At 69.8% G+C, this 16007-nt stretch carries 14 protein-coding genes; 11 read left to right on the top strand and 3 right to left on the bottom strand.

What is annotated here, in order from left to right; genetic code table 11:
• Positions 1 to 5: 5 nt before the first annotated feature.
• The 4 genes from OED01_RS14720 to OED01_RS14705 all read left to right on the top strand — a co-directional run bounded on the left by OED01_RS14720 (position 6) and on the right by OED01_RS14705 (position 4035).
• The gene (locus OED01_RS14720; RefSeq protein ID WP_264156028.1) at positions 6 to 1058 is read left to right on the top strand and encodes a FecCD family ABC transporter permease; all 1053 of its coding nucleotides are present in this window, start codon (positions 6 to 8) and stop codon (positions 1056 to 1058) included.
• Positions 1055 to 1855: an ABC transporter ATP-binding protein gene (locus OED01_RS14715; protein WP_264156027.1), complete on the top strand. Its 801-nt coding sequence runs from the start codon at positions 1055 to 1057 to the stop codon at positions 1853 to 1855. The genes OED01_RS14720 and OED01_RS14715 overlap by 4 nt, the downstream gene beginning before the upstream one ends.
• Complete coding sequence (locus OED01_RS14710; protein WP_264156026.1) at positions 1845 to 2795, top strand: siderophore-interacting protein; 951 nt, start codon at positions 1845 to 1847, stop codon at positions 2793 to 2795. Before OED01_RS14715 ends, OED01_RS14710 begins: the two co-directional genes overlap by 11 nt.
• A gap of 184 nt (positions 2796 to 2979) precedes the next feature.
• Positions 2980 to 4035, top strand: coding sequence for a DUF998 domain-containing protein (locus OED01_RS14705; protein WP_264156025.1), 1056 nt, complete (start codon positions 2980 to 2982; stop codon positions 4033 to 4035).
• A gap of 40 nt (positions 4036 to 4075) precedes the next feature.
• On the opposite strand, the gene OED01_RS14700 is transcribed toward OED01_RS14705, so the two are convergent.
• Complete coding sequence (locus OED01_RS14700; protein ID WP_264156024.1) at positions 4076 to 4918, bottom strand: alpha/beta fold hydrolase; 843 nt, start codon at positions 4916 to 4918, stop codon at positions 4076 to 4078.
• A gap of 91 nt (positions 4919 to 5009) precedes the next feature.
• Between OED01_RS14700 and OED01_RS14695 the strand changes: the two genes are divergently transcribed.
• Together OED01_RS14695 and putP are read left to right on the top strand one after the other, a co-directional pair.
• A complete protein-coding gene (locus OED01_RS14695; RefSeq protein ID WP_264156023.1) occupies positions 5010 to 5570 on the top strand; it encodes a TetR/AcrR family transcriptional regulator in 561 nt (186 codons plus the stop codon).
• Positions 5571 to 5661: 91 nt separating this feature from the next.
• Positions 5662 to 7197 carry a sodium/proline symporter PutP gene (putP, locus tag OED01_RS14690; protein WP_264157983.1) on the top strand — a complete coding sequence of 512 codons (1536 nt, stop codon included), beginning with the start codon at positions 5662 to 5664 and terminating at the stop codon, positions 7195 to 7197.
• Between the two features lie 189 nt (positions 7198 to 7386).
• Here the strand turns inward: putP and OED01_RS14685 are convergent, their stop codons facing one another.
• Complete coding sequence (locus tag OED01_RS14685; RefSeq protein WP_264156022.1) at positions 7387 to 8070, bottom strand: rhamnogalacturonan acetylesterase; 684 nt, start codon at positions 8068 to 8070, stop codon at positions 7387 to 7389.
• A gap of 134 nt (positions 8071 to 8204) precedes the next feature.
• Between OED01_RS14685 and OED01_RS14680 the strand changes: the two genes are divergently transcribed.
• Together OED01_RS14680 and OED01_RS16445 are read left to right on the top strand one after the other, a co-directional pair.
• Positions 8205 to 8522: a hypothetical protein gene (locus tag OED01_RS14680; protein WP_264156021.1), complete on the top strand. Its 318-nt coding sequence runs from the start codon at positions 8205 to 8207 to the stop codon at positions 8520 to 8522.
• Positions 8523 to 8587: 65 nt separating this feature from the next.
• Positions 8588 to 11416, top strand: a complete 2829-nt coding sequence (locus OED01_RS16445; protein WP_318841110.1) for an ATP-binding protein — start codon at positions 8588 to 8590, stop codon at positions 11414 to 11416.
• Between the two features lie 42 nt (positions 11417 to 11458).
• On the opposite strand, the gene OED01_RS14665 is transcribed toward OED01_RS16445, so the two are convergent.
• On the bottom strand, positions 11459 to 11857 hold the full coding sequence (locus tag OED01_RS14665) for a VOC family protein (protein ID WP_264156020.1): 399 nt from the start codon (positions 11855 to 11857) through the stop codon (positions 11459 to 11461).
• A gap of 105 nt (positions 11858 to 11962) precedes the next feature.
• Here OED01_RS14665 and OED01_RS14660 point away from each other — a divergent pair, with 105 nt between their 5' ends.
• The 3 genes from OED01_RS14660 to OED01_RS14650 are packed head-to-tail and all read left to right on the top strand — an operon-like array spanning position 11963 to position 15911.
• The gene (locus OED01_RS14660) at positions 11963 to 12820 is read left to right on the top strand and encodes an ABC transporter ATP-binding protein (RefSeq protein ID WP_264156019.1); all 858 of its coding nucleotides are present in this window, start codon (positions 11963 to 11965) and stop codon (positions 12818 to 12820) included.
• An 8-nt stretch (positions 12821 to 12828) separates the two neighbouring features.
• Positions 12829 to 13863 (top strand): iron-siderophore ABC transporter substrate-binding protein, encoded by a 1035-nt coding sequence (locus OED01_RS14655; protein ID WP_264156018.1) that lies wholly within the window; start codon positions 12829 to 12831, stop codon positions 13861 to 13863.
• Positions 13860 to 15911, top strand: a complete 2052-nt coding sequence (locus tag OED01_RS14650) for an iron ABC transporter permease (RefSeq protein WP_264156017.1) — start codon at positions 13860 to 13862, stop codon at positions 15909 to 15911. The genes OED01_RS14655 and OED01_RS14650 overlap by 4 nt, the downstream gene beginning before the upstream one ends.
• The last annotated feature ends 96 nt before the right edge of the window (positions 15912 to 16007 follow it).

Raw genomic sequence — 16007 nt, 5'->3', positions numbered from 1 at the left:
GCACCATGGACACCATCGTGGAGACCCCGCGGGCGGACGTCGCCGCCGTCATCGCCGGCCGCCGCGCCCGCCATCGCCGCCACGCGACGGCGACCAGCGTCCTGGCCGTGCTGCTGTTCGCGCTGGCTGCGATCGCGCTCATGGTCGGCGACACCTTCTACACGCCGAGCGAGATCATCCGCGTCATGCTCGGCGAGACGGTGCCCGGAGCATCCTTCACGGTCGGAGAACTGCGCCTGCCTCGCACGGCGCTCGCGATCCTGGCGGGTGTCGCGTTCGGCATCGCCGGTGTCTCGTTCCAGACGCTGCTGCGCAATCCGCTGGCATCCCCCGACATCATCGGCATCACCGACGGGGCCAGCGTCGCCGCCGTCATCGGCATCATCGTGCTCTCGCTCGACGGCCCCGTCGTCTCGGTGTTCGCGCTCGCCGGAGCGCTCGTCACCGCGATCGCGATCTACCTGCTCTCGAACAAGGGCGGCTTCGCCGGCACGCGCCTGATCCTCATCGGCATCGGCGTCGCCGCCATGCTGCAGAGCATCATCTCGTACCTGCTCTCCCGCGCCGCGCAGTGGGACATCCAGACCGCGATGCAGTGGCTCGCCGGCAGTCTGAACAACGCCTCGTGGGAGCGCGTGACCCCGCTCGCGATCGCGAGTCTCGTCATCCTGCCGCTGATGTTCGCACAGGCACGCTCGCTCGGGATGCTGCGGCTCGGCGACGACTCGGCCGCCGGGCTCGGCGTGCGCGTGACGGGCACGCGGATGCTCGTCATCGTCTGCGCCGTCGCGCTGCTCGCGTTCGCCACGGCCGCCACCGGACCGATCGCGTTCGTCGCCTTCATGGCCGGCCCCATCGCCGCGCGCATCACCGGCCCGGGGGCGAACCTGATGCTGCCCTCTGCGCTGATCGGCGCCCTGCTCGTGCTCGGCGGAGACCTGATCGGCCAGTTCGCGCTGCCCGGCCGCTACCCGGTCGGCGTGATCACCGGCATCCTCGGAGCGCCGTACCTCATCTATCTGCTCATCCGCACGAACCGACAGGGGGCATCGCTGTGACCGCGACCCACCAGCTGAGCGCCGAGGGCGTCACCCTCGCCTACGGCGACCGCACGATCATCGACGGGCTGGATCTGGCGGTCGCGCCGGGGAAGATCACGACGATCGTCGGCGCGAACGGATGCGGCAAATCGACGCTGCTGCGTTCGCTGGCGCGGCTGCTGTCGCCGAAGGCCGGACAGGTCGTGCTGGACGGCAGGTCCGTGCACGCCCGCCCGACCAAGGAGGTCGCCCGCGTCCTCGGTCTGCTTCCGCAGTCGCCCGTCGCGCCTGAGGGCATCGCGGTCGCCGACCTCGTCGGCCGCGGCCGGCATCCGCACCAGAAGGTGCTCGCGCGCTGGAGCGCCCGTGACTACGAGGCCGTCGCCGACGCGCTCGCCGCCACCGGAACGGCCGACCTCGCCGACCGCAGCGTGGACGAGCTCTCCGGCGGTCAGCGTCAGCGGGTCTGGATCGCGATGGCGCTCGCGCAGGAGACCGACATCCTGCTGCTGGACGAGCCGACGACCTTCCTCGATGTCGCGCACCAGGTCGAGGTGCTCGACCTGCTCACCGACCTCAGCGTCTCGCGCGGCACCACGATCGTCATGGTGCTGCACGACCTCAATCTCGCCGCCCGCTACTCCGACGAGCTCGTCGCGATGAAGAGCGGGCGCGTGCACGCCACCGGCGCGCCGGCGGACGTCGTCACCAGCGACCTCGTCGAATCCGTGTTCGGCATGGCGAACCACATCACCATCGACCCGGTCTCCGGGAAACCGATGGTCACACCGATCGGGAGGCATCATGTCCGCTGAGACCACCACCAAGCCCAAGTCGTCGTACGTCCTCGGACGCGCGGAGGTGCGTGCGGTCGAACGGGTGTCGCCGAACTTCGTCCGCATCACGTTCGGCGGCGACGAGATCGCCGAGTTCGGAACGCCGGGGGAGGTCTATGACGCGCGCATCAAGCTGATCTTCCCGCCGGCCTCCGGCATCCTGCCGCCGCTGGATCGCGACACCGACGACTGGTGGGGGTCGTACCTGGCCGTCCCGGAGGAGGAACGAGGGTCGATGCGCACCTACTCGATCCGGGAGCTGCGGGTGTCGGATGCCGGAGACACCGAGGTCGTGATCGACTTCGTGCTGCATCTGGCGCCGGGGCTCACCGGGCCGGCATCGCTGTGGGCGTCTTCGGCCGAACCGGGCAAGGAACTGTTCCTCATCGGTCCGCGCCGAGGACGAGAGGACCGCGGCGGCATCGAGTACGCACCGGGGGGCGCGTCCTCGGTGCTGTTGGCGGGGGATGAGACGGCGGCGCCGGCGATCGCACGCATTCTGGAGGACGCTCCGCGGAACCTGCGCGGGCACGCGTTCATCGAGGTGCCCGCGGCCGAGGACATCCTCGCGATCGGTGCTCCGGAGGGCGTCGAGGTGCACTGGCTGCCCCGTGGGGAGGCGCAGCACGGCCTGCGCCTGATCCCGACGGTGCTCGACTATCTCGGCGACGACGACACCGACGAGATCGTCGTCACCGACATCGACGGCGAGGACCTCGTGTGGGAGACGCCGGCGTACTCGGGCCTGGGGGAGGACGTCGAGAACGCCGGCGCATCCGCGGAGCGCTACTTCTGGATCGCCGGTGAGAGCGGCGTCGTCACCACGCTGCGTCGTCACCTCGTGAAGGACCTCGGGATCGACCGCTCGCAGGTCGCCTTCATGGGGTACTGGCGCCGCGGCGTCGCCATGCGCGGCTGACCTTCCCAGCCCTCCACCGGGTACAGATGCACGACTCGGGAACACCTGCACGATTCAATCGGTGAATCGGTCGCGCATCTGTAACCGGGTCGTGCATCTGTACCGATGGGAGCGGTCGGCTCCGCCGTCGTCGCTCGCCGCACGAGGAGGAAGTGGCGTCGGCGGGCCATGGTTCGATGGAGGCATGGACGAGGGAGAGCCGATGCTGCAGGAGACCCGCGCGATCTGGGCCACCGCCATCAGTTTCCTCGTCGGCGCGGTCGTCGGCACGATCGTGCTGTGGGGCAATCCCCGCCCGATCGCGGGCGACGGTTCTGTCGGCATCCCCGCGGCGATCATCGCGGGGCTCGTCGCGGCGGCGGCCTTCGTCGTCAGCACGTTCCTGCACCGACGGGGCGAGACGATGCCGATGCCGCGCTGGCAGGCGATCGTGTCCGATGTCTCGGCCGTCGCGCTGATGATCGCGTTCGCGGGGGTCACCGCACTCGGCGTGCTGCTCGCGGGGGAGATCCTCGGCGTCGGGCTTCAGGGGTTGGAGCTGCCGGCGATCGGCGGAGGCATCCTCACCGGAGTCGCGTCCGCCGTCAGCGGGCGGCTGGCCTTCGGGGCGGGGATCGGCCTGGACACCGGTGACCTGTCCGGCCTGCTGTTCACGTACCTGGTCATCGGGACGCTCTTCGCGATGCTGACCGCGGCGGATCCGGCGTGGTGGGAGCTGAACTTCTCGCAGCTCGGGATCGGCGCCGGCTCCTGGGCGTTCAACGGGACGCTCGTGGTCGCGGGGCTGCTCGTCGCGACCGTCGGCTCGTACATCGGACGGGATCTGCACCGCATCCTCGGCGACGACCGGCTCGGATGGATCGGGTGGGTCGTGGTGCTCTGGGCCGGGACCGGCGTCGCTCTGGCGTGCGTCGGGCTCTTCCCGATCCATCGCATCGTCGTCGCGCACAACATCGCGGCGACCGCGACGCTGGTGCTGTTCGTCGCGGCCGCCGTGGTGACGACGATCGTGATGCCCGGACCGCCTGCCCCGCTGGTGCTGACGACGGTCGTCGTCGGGGTGCTGGTCGCCGTCGCGGTCATCCTGTGCATCCCGTTCGAGCTCTATTCGGTCACGGTGCTCGAGGCGATCGTGGTGGGACTCGGGCTGCTCTGGATGACGACGCTCGTCCGGGTGCTCGCTGTGCTTTCGCCCGAGCAGTCGCGACCGTCGGCGCGTCCGCGACTGCTGAGCCGGTAGTCCCGGCATCCGGATTCCGCATCGGATGCCGGGACTCGCCTCACTTCGCGAGGAACGCGGTCAGCGCGGCGTTGACCTCGTCGGCGTGCGTCCAGAGCAGGCCGTGCGGTGCACCCTCGACCTCCACGTACTCGGCCGCCGGGACCGCCTGGTGGAAGCGGCGAGCGGTGGCGTCGATCGGAAGAATGTTGTCCTTCGTGCCGTGCAGGATCAGCGTGGGCTTGCCGGCGTCGCGGACGGCATCCACGTCGGCGCGGAAGTCCTCGATCCACGCCGGAACCACCGCGTACGCGGCGACGGGGGCGCTGGTGACCGAGAGGTTCCAGTTGGCGGTGACGACTTCCTGGCTGATGCGGCTGCCGAGGTTCTCCTCGAGGTTGTAGAAGTCGTTGTAGAACTGCGTGAACCAGGCGTAGCGGTCGCCCTTGGCCGCGGCGGCGATGCCGTCGAAGACCTCCTGCGGCACGCCCTCAGGGTTATCGTCGCGGGCGACGAGGAACGGCTCGAGCGAGGCGAGGAAGGCGAGCTTGGCGACGCGCTCGTGCCCGTAGCGGGAGACGTAGCGGGCGAGCTCGCCGGTTCCCATCGAGAAGCCGACGAGGACGACGTCGCGCAGGTCGAGCGTCTCGAGGACCGTGTTCAGGTCGGTCGCGAAGGTGTCGTAGTCGTAGCCGGTGCCGACCTTGGACGACTGCCCGAAGCCGCGGCGATCGTAGGTGATCACGCGGTAACCGGCATCCAGCAGCTCGCGGGTCTGGCGCTCCCAGCTGTGCCCGTTGAGCGGGTAGCCGTGGATGAGCACGACCGGCTGTCCGGCGCCCTGGTCCTCGTAGTACAGCTCGATCGACGTGCTGTTCTCCTGGCCGACGGTGATGTAGCCCATGATGTCTCCTCTGTCTCGGTGAGAACGATCGTTCTCGCTGCTGATGACGACATTAGAGAACGATCGTTCTCATGTCAAGTAGAATGTCGTCATGGACGAGAACGAAGCGCGCGAACGCATCCTCTCCGCTGCGGAGGAGCTGTACTACCGCAAGGGCTACGCCGCCGTCGGCATGGATGAGCTCCGCACAGCGGCCGGCGTGTCGCTGCGGCGTCTGTACGCGCTGTATCCGTCCAAGAACGAGATCGTGTCCGCCGTGCTGGAGCGCAAGCACGGCGAGTGGGAGTCGGCGCTGTCCGGAGCGGTCGCGTCCGCGGGTGCGGATCCACGCGACCGACTGCTCGCCGTGTACGGCTACCTCGAGGACTGGTTCTGCGCCGACGGGTTCCGCGGGTGCGCCTTCATCAACGCGTTCGGCGAGCTGGGAGGTACGAACCCCGAGGTCGCGCGCATCGTCCGCGAGCACAAGGCCTCGTTCCAGCGTTCGATGGCGGCGCTCGTGGCCGACGCCGGCGGGTCCGACGCGCTCGCCGCGCAGCTGTCGATCCTCGCCGAGGGCGCGCAGAGCACCGCGGCGATCTCCGGAGATCCGCAGGCCGCCGTCCAGGCCCGCCGCGCGGCCGAGGTGCTGATCGGCGCCGCCGTGGCCTGAACGCGAAACTCCCGGGCCGCATATCGGGTGGCCCTCGGCATCCCGTGCTGACAGGATCGGAAGCACTCGCCGCACAACGGAAGGGACGATGATGTCCGACCAGGTGTTCATCTACATCGCATTGGGGCTGTACTTCGCAACCATGCTCCTGATCGGGTGGGTGGCGTTCCGACGCACCACCGACCACGAGGACTACATGCTGGGCGGGCGGGATCTGCCGCCGTGGGTGGCGGCGCTCAGCGCCGGGGCATCCGACATGTCCGGTTGGCTCGTCATGGGACTGCCGGGGGCGATCTACCTCTCCGGACTCATCGAGGCGTGGATCGCCGTCGGCCTGACCGTCGGCGCCTATCTGAACTGGCTGCTCGTGGCGCCGAGGCTTCGGGCGTACACGCAGGTGTCGCGCAACTCGATCACAGTGCCGAGCTTCTTCGAGAACCGCCTGCGCGATTCGTCGCGGCTGCTGCGGATCCTCGCCGGCGTCGTGATCCTGGTGTTCTTCACGCTGTACATCTCCTCCGGGATGGTTGCCGGCGGCGTCTTCTTCGAGAGCTCGTTCAACTCGGACTACCTGCTCGGGATGGCGCTCGTCGCCGGCGTCACGCTGCTCTACACGCTGTTCGGCGGCTTCCTCGGGGCATCCTTCACCGACGTCGTGCAGGGATTGATGATGGTCGTGGCACTGATCGTCGTCCCGGTCTCGGCGGTCGTCGCCGTCGGCGGCTTCGGCGAGGTCGGCGCGTACGTCGAGGAGCTCGCCCCCGACCACATGTCGCTCCTGGGCGGCACGGCGCTGACCGGCGGCACGCTGCTCGCGATCATCTCGTCGCTCGCGTGGGGGCTCGGATACTTCGGTCAGCCGCACATCATCGTGCGCTTCATGGCTCTGCGCAGTCCTCGCGAGGCCAAGAGCGCTCGCCGGATCGGGATGACGTGGATGATCATCTCGCTGATCGGGGCCGTGTTCTCGGGCTTCGTCGGCATCGCCTACATGGCCTCGCAGGGCATCGACCTGGCGAACCCCGAAACGGTGGTGCTGGTGATGTCGCAGACACTGCTGCATCCGTTCGTCGCTGGCCTCGTGCTGGCGGCCGTCCTCGCGGCCATCATGTCGACCATCTCGAGCCAGCTGATCGTATGCTCCTCAGCGCTCGTGGAGGACCTCTACAAGGTCATGCGCAAGACGCCGCCGGACGGCAAGCGGATGGTGCTGCTCGGGCGCATGGCCGTGCTGGCCGTCGCGATCGTCGCGGCGGTCCTGGCGCTCGTGCCGGATGACACGATCCTCGGCCTCGTGTCCTTCGCGTGGGCCGGATTCGGTGCGGCGTTCGGTCCGCTGATCCTGCTGAGCCTCTTCTGGCGCAAGCTGACCAACTGGGGCGCGCTCGCCGGGATGTTCGTCGGCGCAGCGGGCGTGTTCATCTGGGATGCCGCGTGGCCGGAGATGTACGAGTTGCTGCCGGCCTTCGTCTGCGCGACCGTCGCCGCCGTCGGGGTCAGTCTGCTGACGCACCGAGCGGGATCGGAGCGTCAGCAGGAGATCCTGCAGGAGTTCAGCGACACCGGCGCGCTGCTCGTCGTCAACGGCGTCGGCCGAGGCGCAAGGGGCGACCGCATGACGCCGTGACACGGCATCCGTCCGGCTGAGCGTTCCGGGTCGCACTTTCGGCCGTCAGGCCCGCGAGCCGGGTCGTTCGGGTCGCGAATTCTGCTGTTTCGTCGCGGTCTTTCCGACGGAAAGTGCGACCCAGGATGCCTGGCCGCGGTCTTTCCGGCGGAAAGTGCGACCCAGGATGCCTGGCCGCGTCGGGCCTGGTCAGTGCACGAGTGCGCCGCCGCGGGCCGGCAGGTCGCCGTCGCGGCGCTCGATCGCCCGCAAGGATGCCGCGACGAACGCGGCGATCTTGCGTGCGCCCTCGACACGGAAGTGCGTGTCGTCGGTGAGGCCGTCCGGCCACGCCTGTGTCTCGCCGGGGGCGTAGTGCGAGAGCAGGCGAGCCGACCCCTCGTCGCCGAGGTCCTCGTACAGCCAGGTGGTGAAGACGGAGAGGTCGATCAGCGGCACGTCGAGCTCATGCGCGAGGTCGCGGACCGCGTTGGGGTAGTCGCCGTGGGTCGGGATGACGCGCCCGCCGTCGAACCAGCGCCGCGCGCACGAGGTGCACAGCACGGGGGTGGCGGCCCTGGCACGGACGTCCGCGACGAAGCGGCGCAGGCGATCCTGATAGCCGCCCCGTGAGGCCAGCAGCTCCGGCTGCTTCTGGTCGTTGTGCCCGAACTGGATGATGACCGTATCGCCGGGCTGGACATCGGCGAGCAGCGTCTCCCACGAGCCGGTCTCGAGGAACGACTCGGTGGTCGCGCCGCCGAACGCGTGGTTGCGGGTCGGGACGCCGGATGCCTCTTCGAGGAAGTGCCCCCAACCGCTCATGGGTGATTCGGCCGGCTTCATGGGGGCGACAGTCGAGTCGCCCGCGAGGTGATAGGTCGCAGAGGTCACGAAGCCAGTGTGGCATGGGAAACGTTTTCTCGCGAGTGCACCTGAGGTGGGCGGCGGCGAAGATAGGGCATTCGCCCGATGCCGCGCGGGGGCCTTAGAGCGGAGTGTGGAGACATCCCAACCGAGGAGTCACCATGTACGAGCACCCGTCCCTCACCATCAGCGCCATGCTCCACGAGCAGGAGATGCTCAACCGCGCGGTGGAACGGCGACGCGCGATCCTGGAGCGCCTCGAGACGCGCTCGGTGCCGCGTCGCAGCTGGTTCGAACGCGTCACGGCGGCGTTCCGGGGAACACGGGCGACGGCCGCCGGACATCCGGGCACGGTCGCGGAAGCATCGGAGGGCCCGGCGGCGATGCCGTCGGCCACGGCATCCGATCGCGTCGTAAGCGGAATCCTGGACGATCGCGCGCCCGTCGACGCGAGCGTCCTCCTCGTGCCGACCCGGTGACGTCTTCACCGGCCCTCTTTCCGACGTCCGCGCCGGATGTCCCTGGGCAGTGGCACGATGAAGGCATGTCACTCGCGGCGCCCACGTCGACGATGGTCGGCCGCGACGCCGATCTCGCCGACCTGGTGCGTGCCTTCGAACGGGCCGACGCCGGAGAGCCGTCCGCCGTGCTCATCGAAGGCGAGGCAGGCATCGGCAAGTCCCGGCTCGTGCGCGAGTTCGAGACATCGGTGTCGGAGAAGGCCGACGTCCATGCCGGATGGTTCCTCGACCTCGGTGCCGCCCGCACCCCGTTCGGGCCGCTGATCGGAATCCTGCGTTCGCTGGTCGCGGTGCTCGGCCCTGATGAGGCGCTGGCAGCGGTCGGAGCCGGGGGCGAAGCGCTGCGCGTGCTGCTTCCGGAACTGGCGACCGAGGCCGTGCGTCGTGATCGCACCAGCCCAGAGGCCCTGCGCGACGCGATAGCGACCCTCATCGAGGCGGCCGCCGGGAATCGTCCGCAGATCATCCTCGTCGAAGACCTGCACTGGGCCGACGACTCCACGCTCGCGCTGCTCGCCTTCCTGCTGCGCACGATCGATCACGGCCGCGTCCTCATCCTGCTCACCTGCCGGTCGGAGGACGTCCGCCGGGGCGACGCGACCAGCCGATTCATCGCGGACGTCCGCCGTGCGCGGCTGGTCGAGCGGATCGTGCTCAGCCGTCTGGATGCCGCGGGCACCCGTGCCCTCGCCGAGCAGCTGTCCGGTCGCGAGCTGAGCGACACGGCGCTGGAGCGCATGCACGAGCGCGCCGAGGGCGTGCCGTTCTTCATCGAGGAGCTCGCGTGCTGCTCGGATGCACCGCTGCCGGAGAGCCTCACCGGGCTGCTGCTCACCCGCTTCGACCGGCTCGGAGACGACGCCCGCGCGGTCGTTCGGATCGCGGCCGGCGCCGAGAGAGCCCTCTCGCATCCGCTGCTGACGCGGCTGACCGGATACGACGACGAACGGCTCGACGCCGCCATCCGTGAGGCGACGATCAGCGGCATCCTCGTGGTCGACGACGAGCACTACCGGTTCCGCCATGCGCTGCTGCGCGAGGCCGTGCACGATGACCTGCTTCCGGGGGAGCGGGCGCGCCTTCACCGCTCGTACGCGGAGGCGCTCGAAGAGCACGGGTCGCGCAACCACGCCTCGCTGGCCTATCACTGGCGGCTCGCACAGGATCGGGAACGTGCCCTATCCTCAGCGGTCGCGGCGATGTGGCAGGCGAAGGCCGGCTATGCCTTCGCGAGTGCCGCCCGCTTCGGCGAGCTTGTGCTGGAGCTGTGGGAGCAGGTTCCGGATGCCGAGGCTTCCGCCGGCATCGACCGGATCGCTCTGCTCATCACGCTCGGATCCGTTCTGCGCAACGCCGGCGACGACGAGCGCGCTCTCGCCGTCGCCCGGCTCGGACTCGACGAGCTCGACGAGCAGCGGGTCGACCCGGTGCTGCACGTCCGGCTGCTCCGTGATCACGCGCAGTTCCTGTCCAACCTCGGCAGGCCTGGGCCGCTGGAGGGGTACGAGAAGGCGCTCGCGCTGCTCGACGCGCACTCCATCGTCGACGGTCATCTGCGCGCCACTGTGCTCAACGGCATCGCCAGCCGCCACATGCTCGCCGGACGGTCCGTCGCCTCGATCCTCGCCGCGACGGCCGCTGAGCACGCCGCGCGGTCGGCCGGCGACGACGGAGAGCGTTCGATCGCCCTCAATCTGAGAGCGTGCTCGCTCATGCTGCTCGGCGAGATCGACCATGCCCAGCGCGCGTTCGACGAGGCCGAACAGCTCGCGCAGGCGGGGCGGGCGGGAGTGCAGTTCCGCGTGAACTACTCCGATTCGCTGACGCTGCGCGGCCACTATCGGGAGGCGCTTCGGGTCGCCGAAGAAGGACTGCAACGTGTGCGCGAACTCGGCGTGCTGCGCAGCTCGGGCGGTGCGCTCACGCAGAACATGATCGAGCCGCTGCTCGCTCTCGGTGAGATCGACGAGGTCGAGCGCCTGCTGGACACCGTGCCGGATCGTCACGTGGTCCAGCGATCGGGGCTGTATTTGTCCACGTCGCGCATCCGCGCGCTCGCGTGGCGCGGTCGCGTGGACGACGGCGAGCAGGTGCGCAGCGAGTGGATCCCCGCACTGACGCGGGCCGCGCCTCTCGAACGCCAGGTCTGGTACTACATCGTCGAAGCCGACTTCGCACTCGCGATCGCGCGCGGCGATTGGACGGGCGCCGTCGAGGTGATCAGCCGCATGGTCGCCGACGACGGGATCGCGCTCGCGAATCAGCGCCGGCTGCTGCTCGAGGGAGCGTGGGTCATCGCCGAAGCCCGGGCCGCCGGAACGGACACGGATGCCGCGGCCCATGCGGTTCTCGGCGCATGGCACGCGCAACCGGCCGCCCTTCAGGATGCGGCGTGGACGGTCGTGCTGGAGGGCCTGACGAATGGCGGCATCCCCGAGCTCGAGAACGCCCTGGTCGCCGGCGAAGCAGACGATATGCCGGCCGTCGTCCGTGCGGCGGCGCGACTCGAACTGACCAGGGCGCTGCTGGCGGCAGGCGATCGGATCGCGGCGGCGGGTCATCTCGCGGGCGCCGAGCGCATCGCCGCTGAGATCGGGCACGACCGGTTGCAGCGGTCCGCGGCCGAGCTCGCCGCACGAACCGGCGCGCATGCGCAGCCACGGGAGGATTCCGAGCTGACAGCGCGCGAGCGCCAGGTGCTGGAACTCGTCGCCGAGGGACTGAGCAACCGGCAGATCGGCGAGCGGCTGTTCATCAGCACCAAGACCGCGAGTGTTCACGTCTCGGCGATCCTCCGCAAGCTCGGCGTCTCGACGCGCACCGAGGCGGCGCTGCTCCTCGCGCGGCGCTGAGCCGTGGGAAGGGAAGGGCTGAGCTTGGGAAGGGAAGGGCGGTCAGTCGTCAGTCTCGATAGCGAGCGTGTTCCCATCGGGATCTTCCACCCACGCGATGCGGCCGCCACCCGCACGAGGTCCGATCCCCCGATCGTCCTGACCGAAGCCCTCGTAGCGGATGAGTTCGGCACCCGCTTCGGCCAACGCGGCGACGATCGCATCGAGGTCGTCGACATACCAGGTGGCGACCGTAGAGCGCGTTGATCCCGCGGTGGGCGTCTCGAACACGTTGAGCATGGTCCCCCGCCCACACGCGTAGAACCGGGCGCCTCCTTCGATGTCGGCGCTCGGCCCGATGCTCGCAGGGACGAGGCCCAGCACCTTCTCATAGAACGATGCCGACCGCTCGATGTCCGTCACTCCGATCGATGCCCTCACCGGGTATTCGCCTAGCGTCATGAATCAACCATGCTCTCGAAGCCTGTGTGATGGATGCGCATCTGATCGGCCCGGGTCACCGGCGAGCTTGGCGCGGGATCTGCCAATAGGTTAGGCTCTCCTAACGTGAACGCCCCCGAATCTCACGGCCCCGTCAGCGCCCTGCGCGGCGACAACCTGGCGCTCGGGTACCGCAAGGACCGCGTGGTGCACGACGTGTCGCTGCAGCTGCGCCCCGGCGCCGTCACCGCGCTCATCGGCCCGAACGGCAGCGGCAAGTCGACGGTGCTGCGTTCGCTCGCGCGACTGCATCCGATCGATGCCGGCACCGTGCACATCGGAGATTCCGAGGCCCGCGCCCTCAACGCGAAGGACTTCGCCCGCACCGTCGCGATGCTCTCGCAGTCGCGGCCGCATCCGTCTGGTCTCGAGATCCGTGACGTCGTCGCGTTCGGGCGCCACCCGCACCGCGGCCGGTTCTCCGGGATGAGCGATGCCGACCGCACCGCGATCGACAACGCCCTGACGCTCACCGGTCTCACCGAGATGGCGCACCGCGCGGTCGACGAGCTCTCCGGCGGCGAGCTGCAGCGCGTCTGGCTGGCGACCTGCCTCGCGCAAGACACCGGCATCCTGCTCCTGGACGAGCCGACCAACCATCTTGACCTGCGCTACCAGATCGAGACGCTCGAGCTCGTGCGCGACCTTGCGGACCGCGGCACGGCGCTCGGTGTGGTGCTGCACGACCTCGACCACGCGGCGTCCGTCGCCGACGAGGTCGTCCTCGTCCACCGCGGCCGTGTGCGCGCCGCTGGCACCCCTGAACACGTGCTCACTTCCGAGAACCTCTCCGAGGTCTACGGACTGCGCATCGACACCGTCGTCGACGCCGAGACAGACCACGTCCGCGTGTACCCGCGCGGGCGTCACCAAGAGCGGCGCAGCCGGGCATCCCATGCCCTGGTCGCCGCCTCGACGATCTGAACAGAGGAATGATGAAGAAGGCTCCCCTCGCCTCCCTCGCGGCGCTCGGCGTCCTCGCGCTCGCGCTGTCCGGCTGCGGAACGACCGATGTGGCCGCACAGGACACCGCGGCTCCGGAATCGGCCACCAGCGCGGAATGCTCGGCCGATGACACCGCGACGTCGACCGACCCGGTCACGCTGACCGACGACTTCGGCCGCACCGTCGAACTCGACAAGCCCGCCGAGCGGGTCGCCGTCCTCGAGTGGCAGCAGATCGAGGACGCGCTCACGCTGTGCGTCACGCCGGTCGCCGTGGCGGATGCCGAGGGCTACTCGACCTGGGACACCGCTGAGGTGCTCCCCGAGGGCGTCACCGACGTCGGAACGCGTCAGGAGCCGAACCTCGAGGCGCTGTTCGCGACCAACCCCGACCTGGTGATCGTCGAGGCATCCGGTGCGGATGACGAGATCATCGCGCAGCTCGAGGCGTACGACGTGCCCGTGCTCGCCACGATCGGCGCCGACGCCGCAGACCCGATCGCCAAGATGCTCGCGACCTTCGATCTGATCGCCCAGGCGACCGGCCGCGAGGAGCGCGCCGACGTCGTCAAGGACGAGTTCGACGCCTACCTCGCCGACGCCAAGGGCGAGCTCGCAGATGCCGACCTGGCGACCACCGACTTCATCTTCTTCGACGGCTGGGTCGATGGCGGCAACGTCGCGATCCGCCCGTTCGGCCAGGGCTCGCTCATCGGCGAGATCGGCGAAGAGCTCGGGCTCACGAACGCCTGGACCGGTGAGGTCGACCCGGCCTACGGCCTCGGCCAGACCGACATCGAAGGCATGGTCGCCGTCGGCGAGGCCAACCTGCTGCACACCGGCACGGTGGACGACACCGAGGACGACTTCGTCTCTGCGCTGGACAGCAACAGCGTCTGGGAGTCCCTCCCCGCCGTCGAGGAGGAGCGGGTCTACAGCTTCCCGGCCGGCATCTGGACCTTCGGCGGACCCCGCTCCGCACAGCAGATCATCGACGCGTACGTGTCGGCTCTGAGCAAGTGACCGTCACCGAGACGCGCGGCACGCCGGTCGAGGCGGATGCCGCGGCCGATCAGCGCGCCGCGCGCCTCGGGCCCGTGGCGGCGCTGCTGGCACTGACGGCTCTGCTCCTGCTGGTGTCGTTGTGGCACCTGACCCAGGGCACCAGTGGGGCGATCTTCGCGGATGAGACCGTGCTGTGGGGGTCGCGCATCCCGCGGCTGGCCGCCGGCATCACGGTCGGCATCGCGCTGGGCGTGGCGGGAACCCTGCTGCAGTCGCTCTCGCGCAACTCGCTCGCCTCGCCGGACACTCTCGGCGTGACCGCCGGATCGTATCTGGCCGTCACCGTCGTCGCCGCCTTCGGGATCGCGGTGCCGATCTGGGCGTCCGGAACGGTGGCGTTCGCCGGCGGACTCGTCGGCGCGGTGATCGTGCTCGGTCTCGCCGGAGGCGCGGCCTCGTCCACGACCCGCCTCGTACTCGCCGGTTCGGCGCTGGCGATGGCGTTCCAGGCCGGCACGTCGACGCTGCTCATCCTCTTCTCCGAAGAGACCAAGGGTCTGCTCGCCTGGGGCAGCGGCTCGCTGACCCAGCTCAATCTGGATGCCTTCCTGCAGGCCGCACCGGTCGTGGTGCTCGTGCTCGCAGTCGCCATTCTGATGGGTCGCCGGTTCGACGTCCTCGCGCTCGGCGACGACACGGCATCGTCGCTGGGCGTCCCGATCCGCTCGACGCGCGCCGCCGGCATCCTGTTCGCCGTCGCGCTGACCGCGATCTCGGTGACGCTCGCCGGTCCGCTCGGGTTCGTGGGTCTGTGCGCCCCGGTACTCGCGCGCCTGCTCACCCGGGTCATCCCCGGCCTCGCGCGCCACGTGATCCTGCTCCCCGCCTCTGGCCTGATCGGCGCACTCGTCGTCGTCCTCTCGGATGCCGTGCTACGCGCGCTGCTCGGAGCGGAGGCTGCCATCAGCATCCCGACCGGCGTCGCGACGACGCTGCTCGGTGCGATCATCCTCGTGCTCATGGCACGGCGGCTGCGGGATGCCGGGCCCACCAGGGAACCGCCGAAAGTACGTTTCGGCGTCCGGAGCAGCTCGCGTTTCGGGGTGGTCCTCGGGCTCTCCGTGATCGGTGTCGTCGGGATCGCGGTCGCCGGGCTGCTGCTCGGCACGAGCCTGCTGCGCACCGGTGACGTCGCGCTGTGGCTGCAGGGCGATGCCCCGCCGCAGATCGCGTTCGCCCTGTCGGAGCGCGCGCCGCGCATCACGGCGGCCATCTGCGCCGGTGCGGCTCTCGCGCTGTCCGGCACGCTGATCCAGGCCGTCAGCCGCAACCCGCTGGCCGACCCCGGCATCCTCGGCGTGACCGGCGGCGCGGGACTCGGTGCCGTGATCGTCGTCACGAGCGCCGTCGCGTCGACCGCCGGCATGATCTCGGCCGCCGTCGTGGGTGCGCTGCTGGCGTTCGCGCTCGTCTACCTGCTCGCGTGGCGGCGAGGGCTCAACGCCGATCGGTTCATCCTCATCGGCATCGGCGTCTCGTACGGAGCCATGGCGCTCACGACTTTCGTGCTGCTGCGCGCGAACCCGTGGGACACGCCCAAGATCTACACCTGGCTGTCCGGGACGACCTATGGGCGCGTGTGGGAGCAGATCATCCCGATCGCCGTCGTGCTGCTGATCGCGCTGCCGCTGGCCTTCGCACTCCGGCGTGAAGAGGATGTGCTCGCGCTCGACGAGGACACTCCGCGCCTGGTGGGCATCGGCCTCGAGCGCACCCGGCTGGTGCTGCTTGTCACCGCCGCGGTCCTGGCGGCGCTGAGCGTCACGGCGGTCGGCGTGATCGGTTTCGTCGGACTCGTCGCGCCGCACGCCGCGCGTGCGCTGGTCGGGGCGCGGCACTCGCGGGTGATCCCGGTGTCCGTGCTGCTCGGCGCGCTGCTCGTCGGCGCCGCCGACACGATCGGTCGGACGATCATCGCCCCGGAGCAGTTGCCCGCCGGGCTCGTCGTCGCTCTGCTCGGCGCCCCCTACTTCGTCTGGCTGCTCTGGCGATCCCGCGACGCGTAGGAGGCTTGCCGCGCCCTGCGGCGGCGAGGGGTCGCGTGTGGTCGCTTCGGGCGCGGTGAAGCGGCGATTTGCGACCCGTCCGGCAAGGGCGCACCA

Source organism: Microbacterium sp. M28 (genome assembly GCF_025836995.1).
GTDB lineage: Bacteria > Actinomycetota > Actinomycetes > Actinomycetales > Microbacteriaceae > Microbacterium.
The sequence above is the reverse complement of the archived record's forward strand: the minus strand, read 5'-3'. Positions and strand labels throughout refer to the sequence as shown.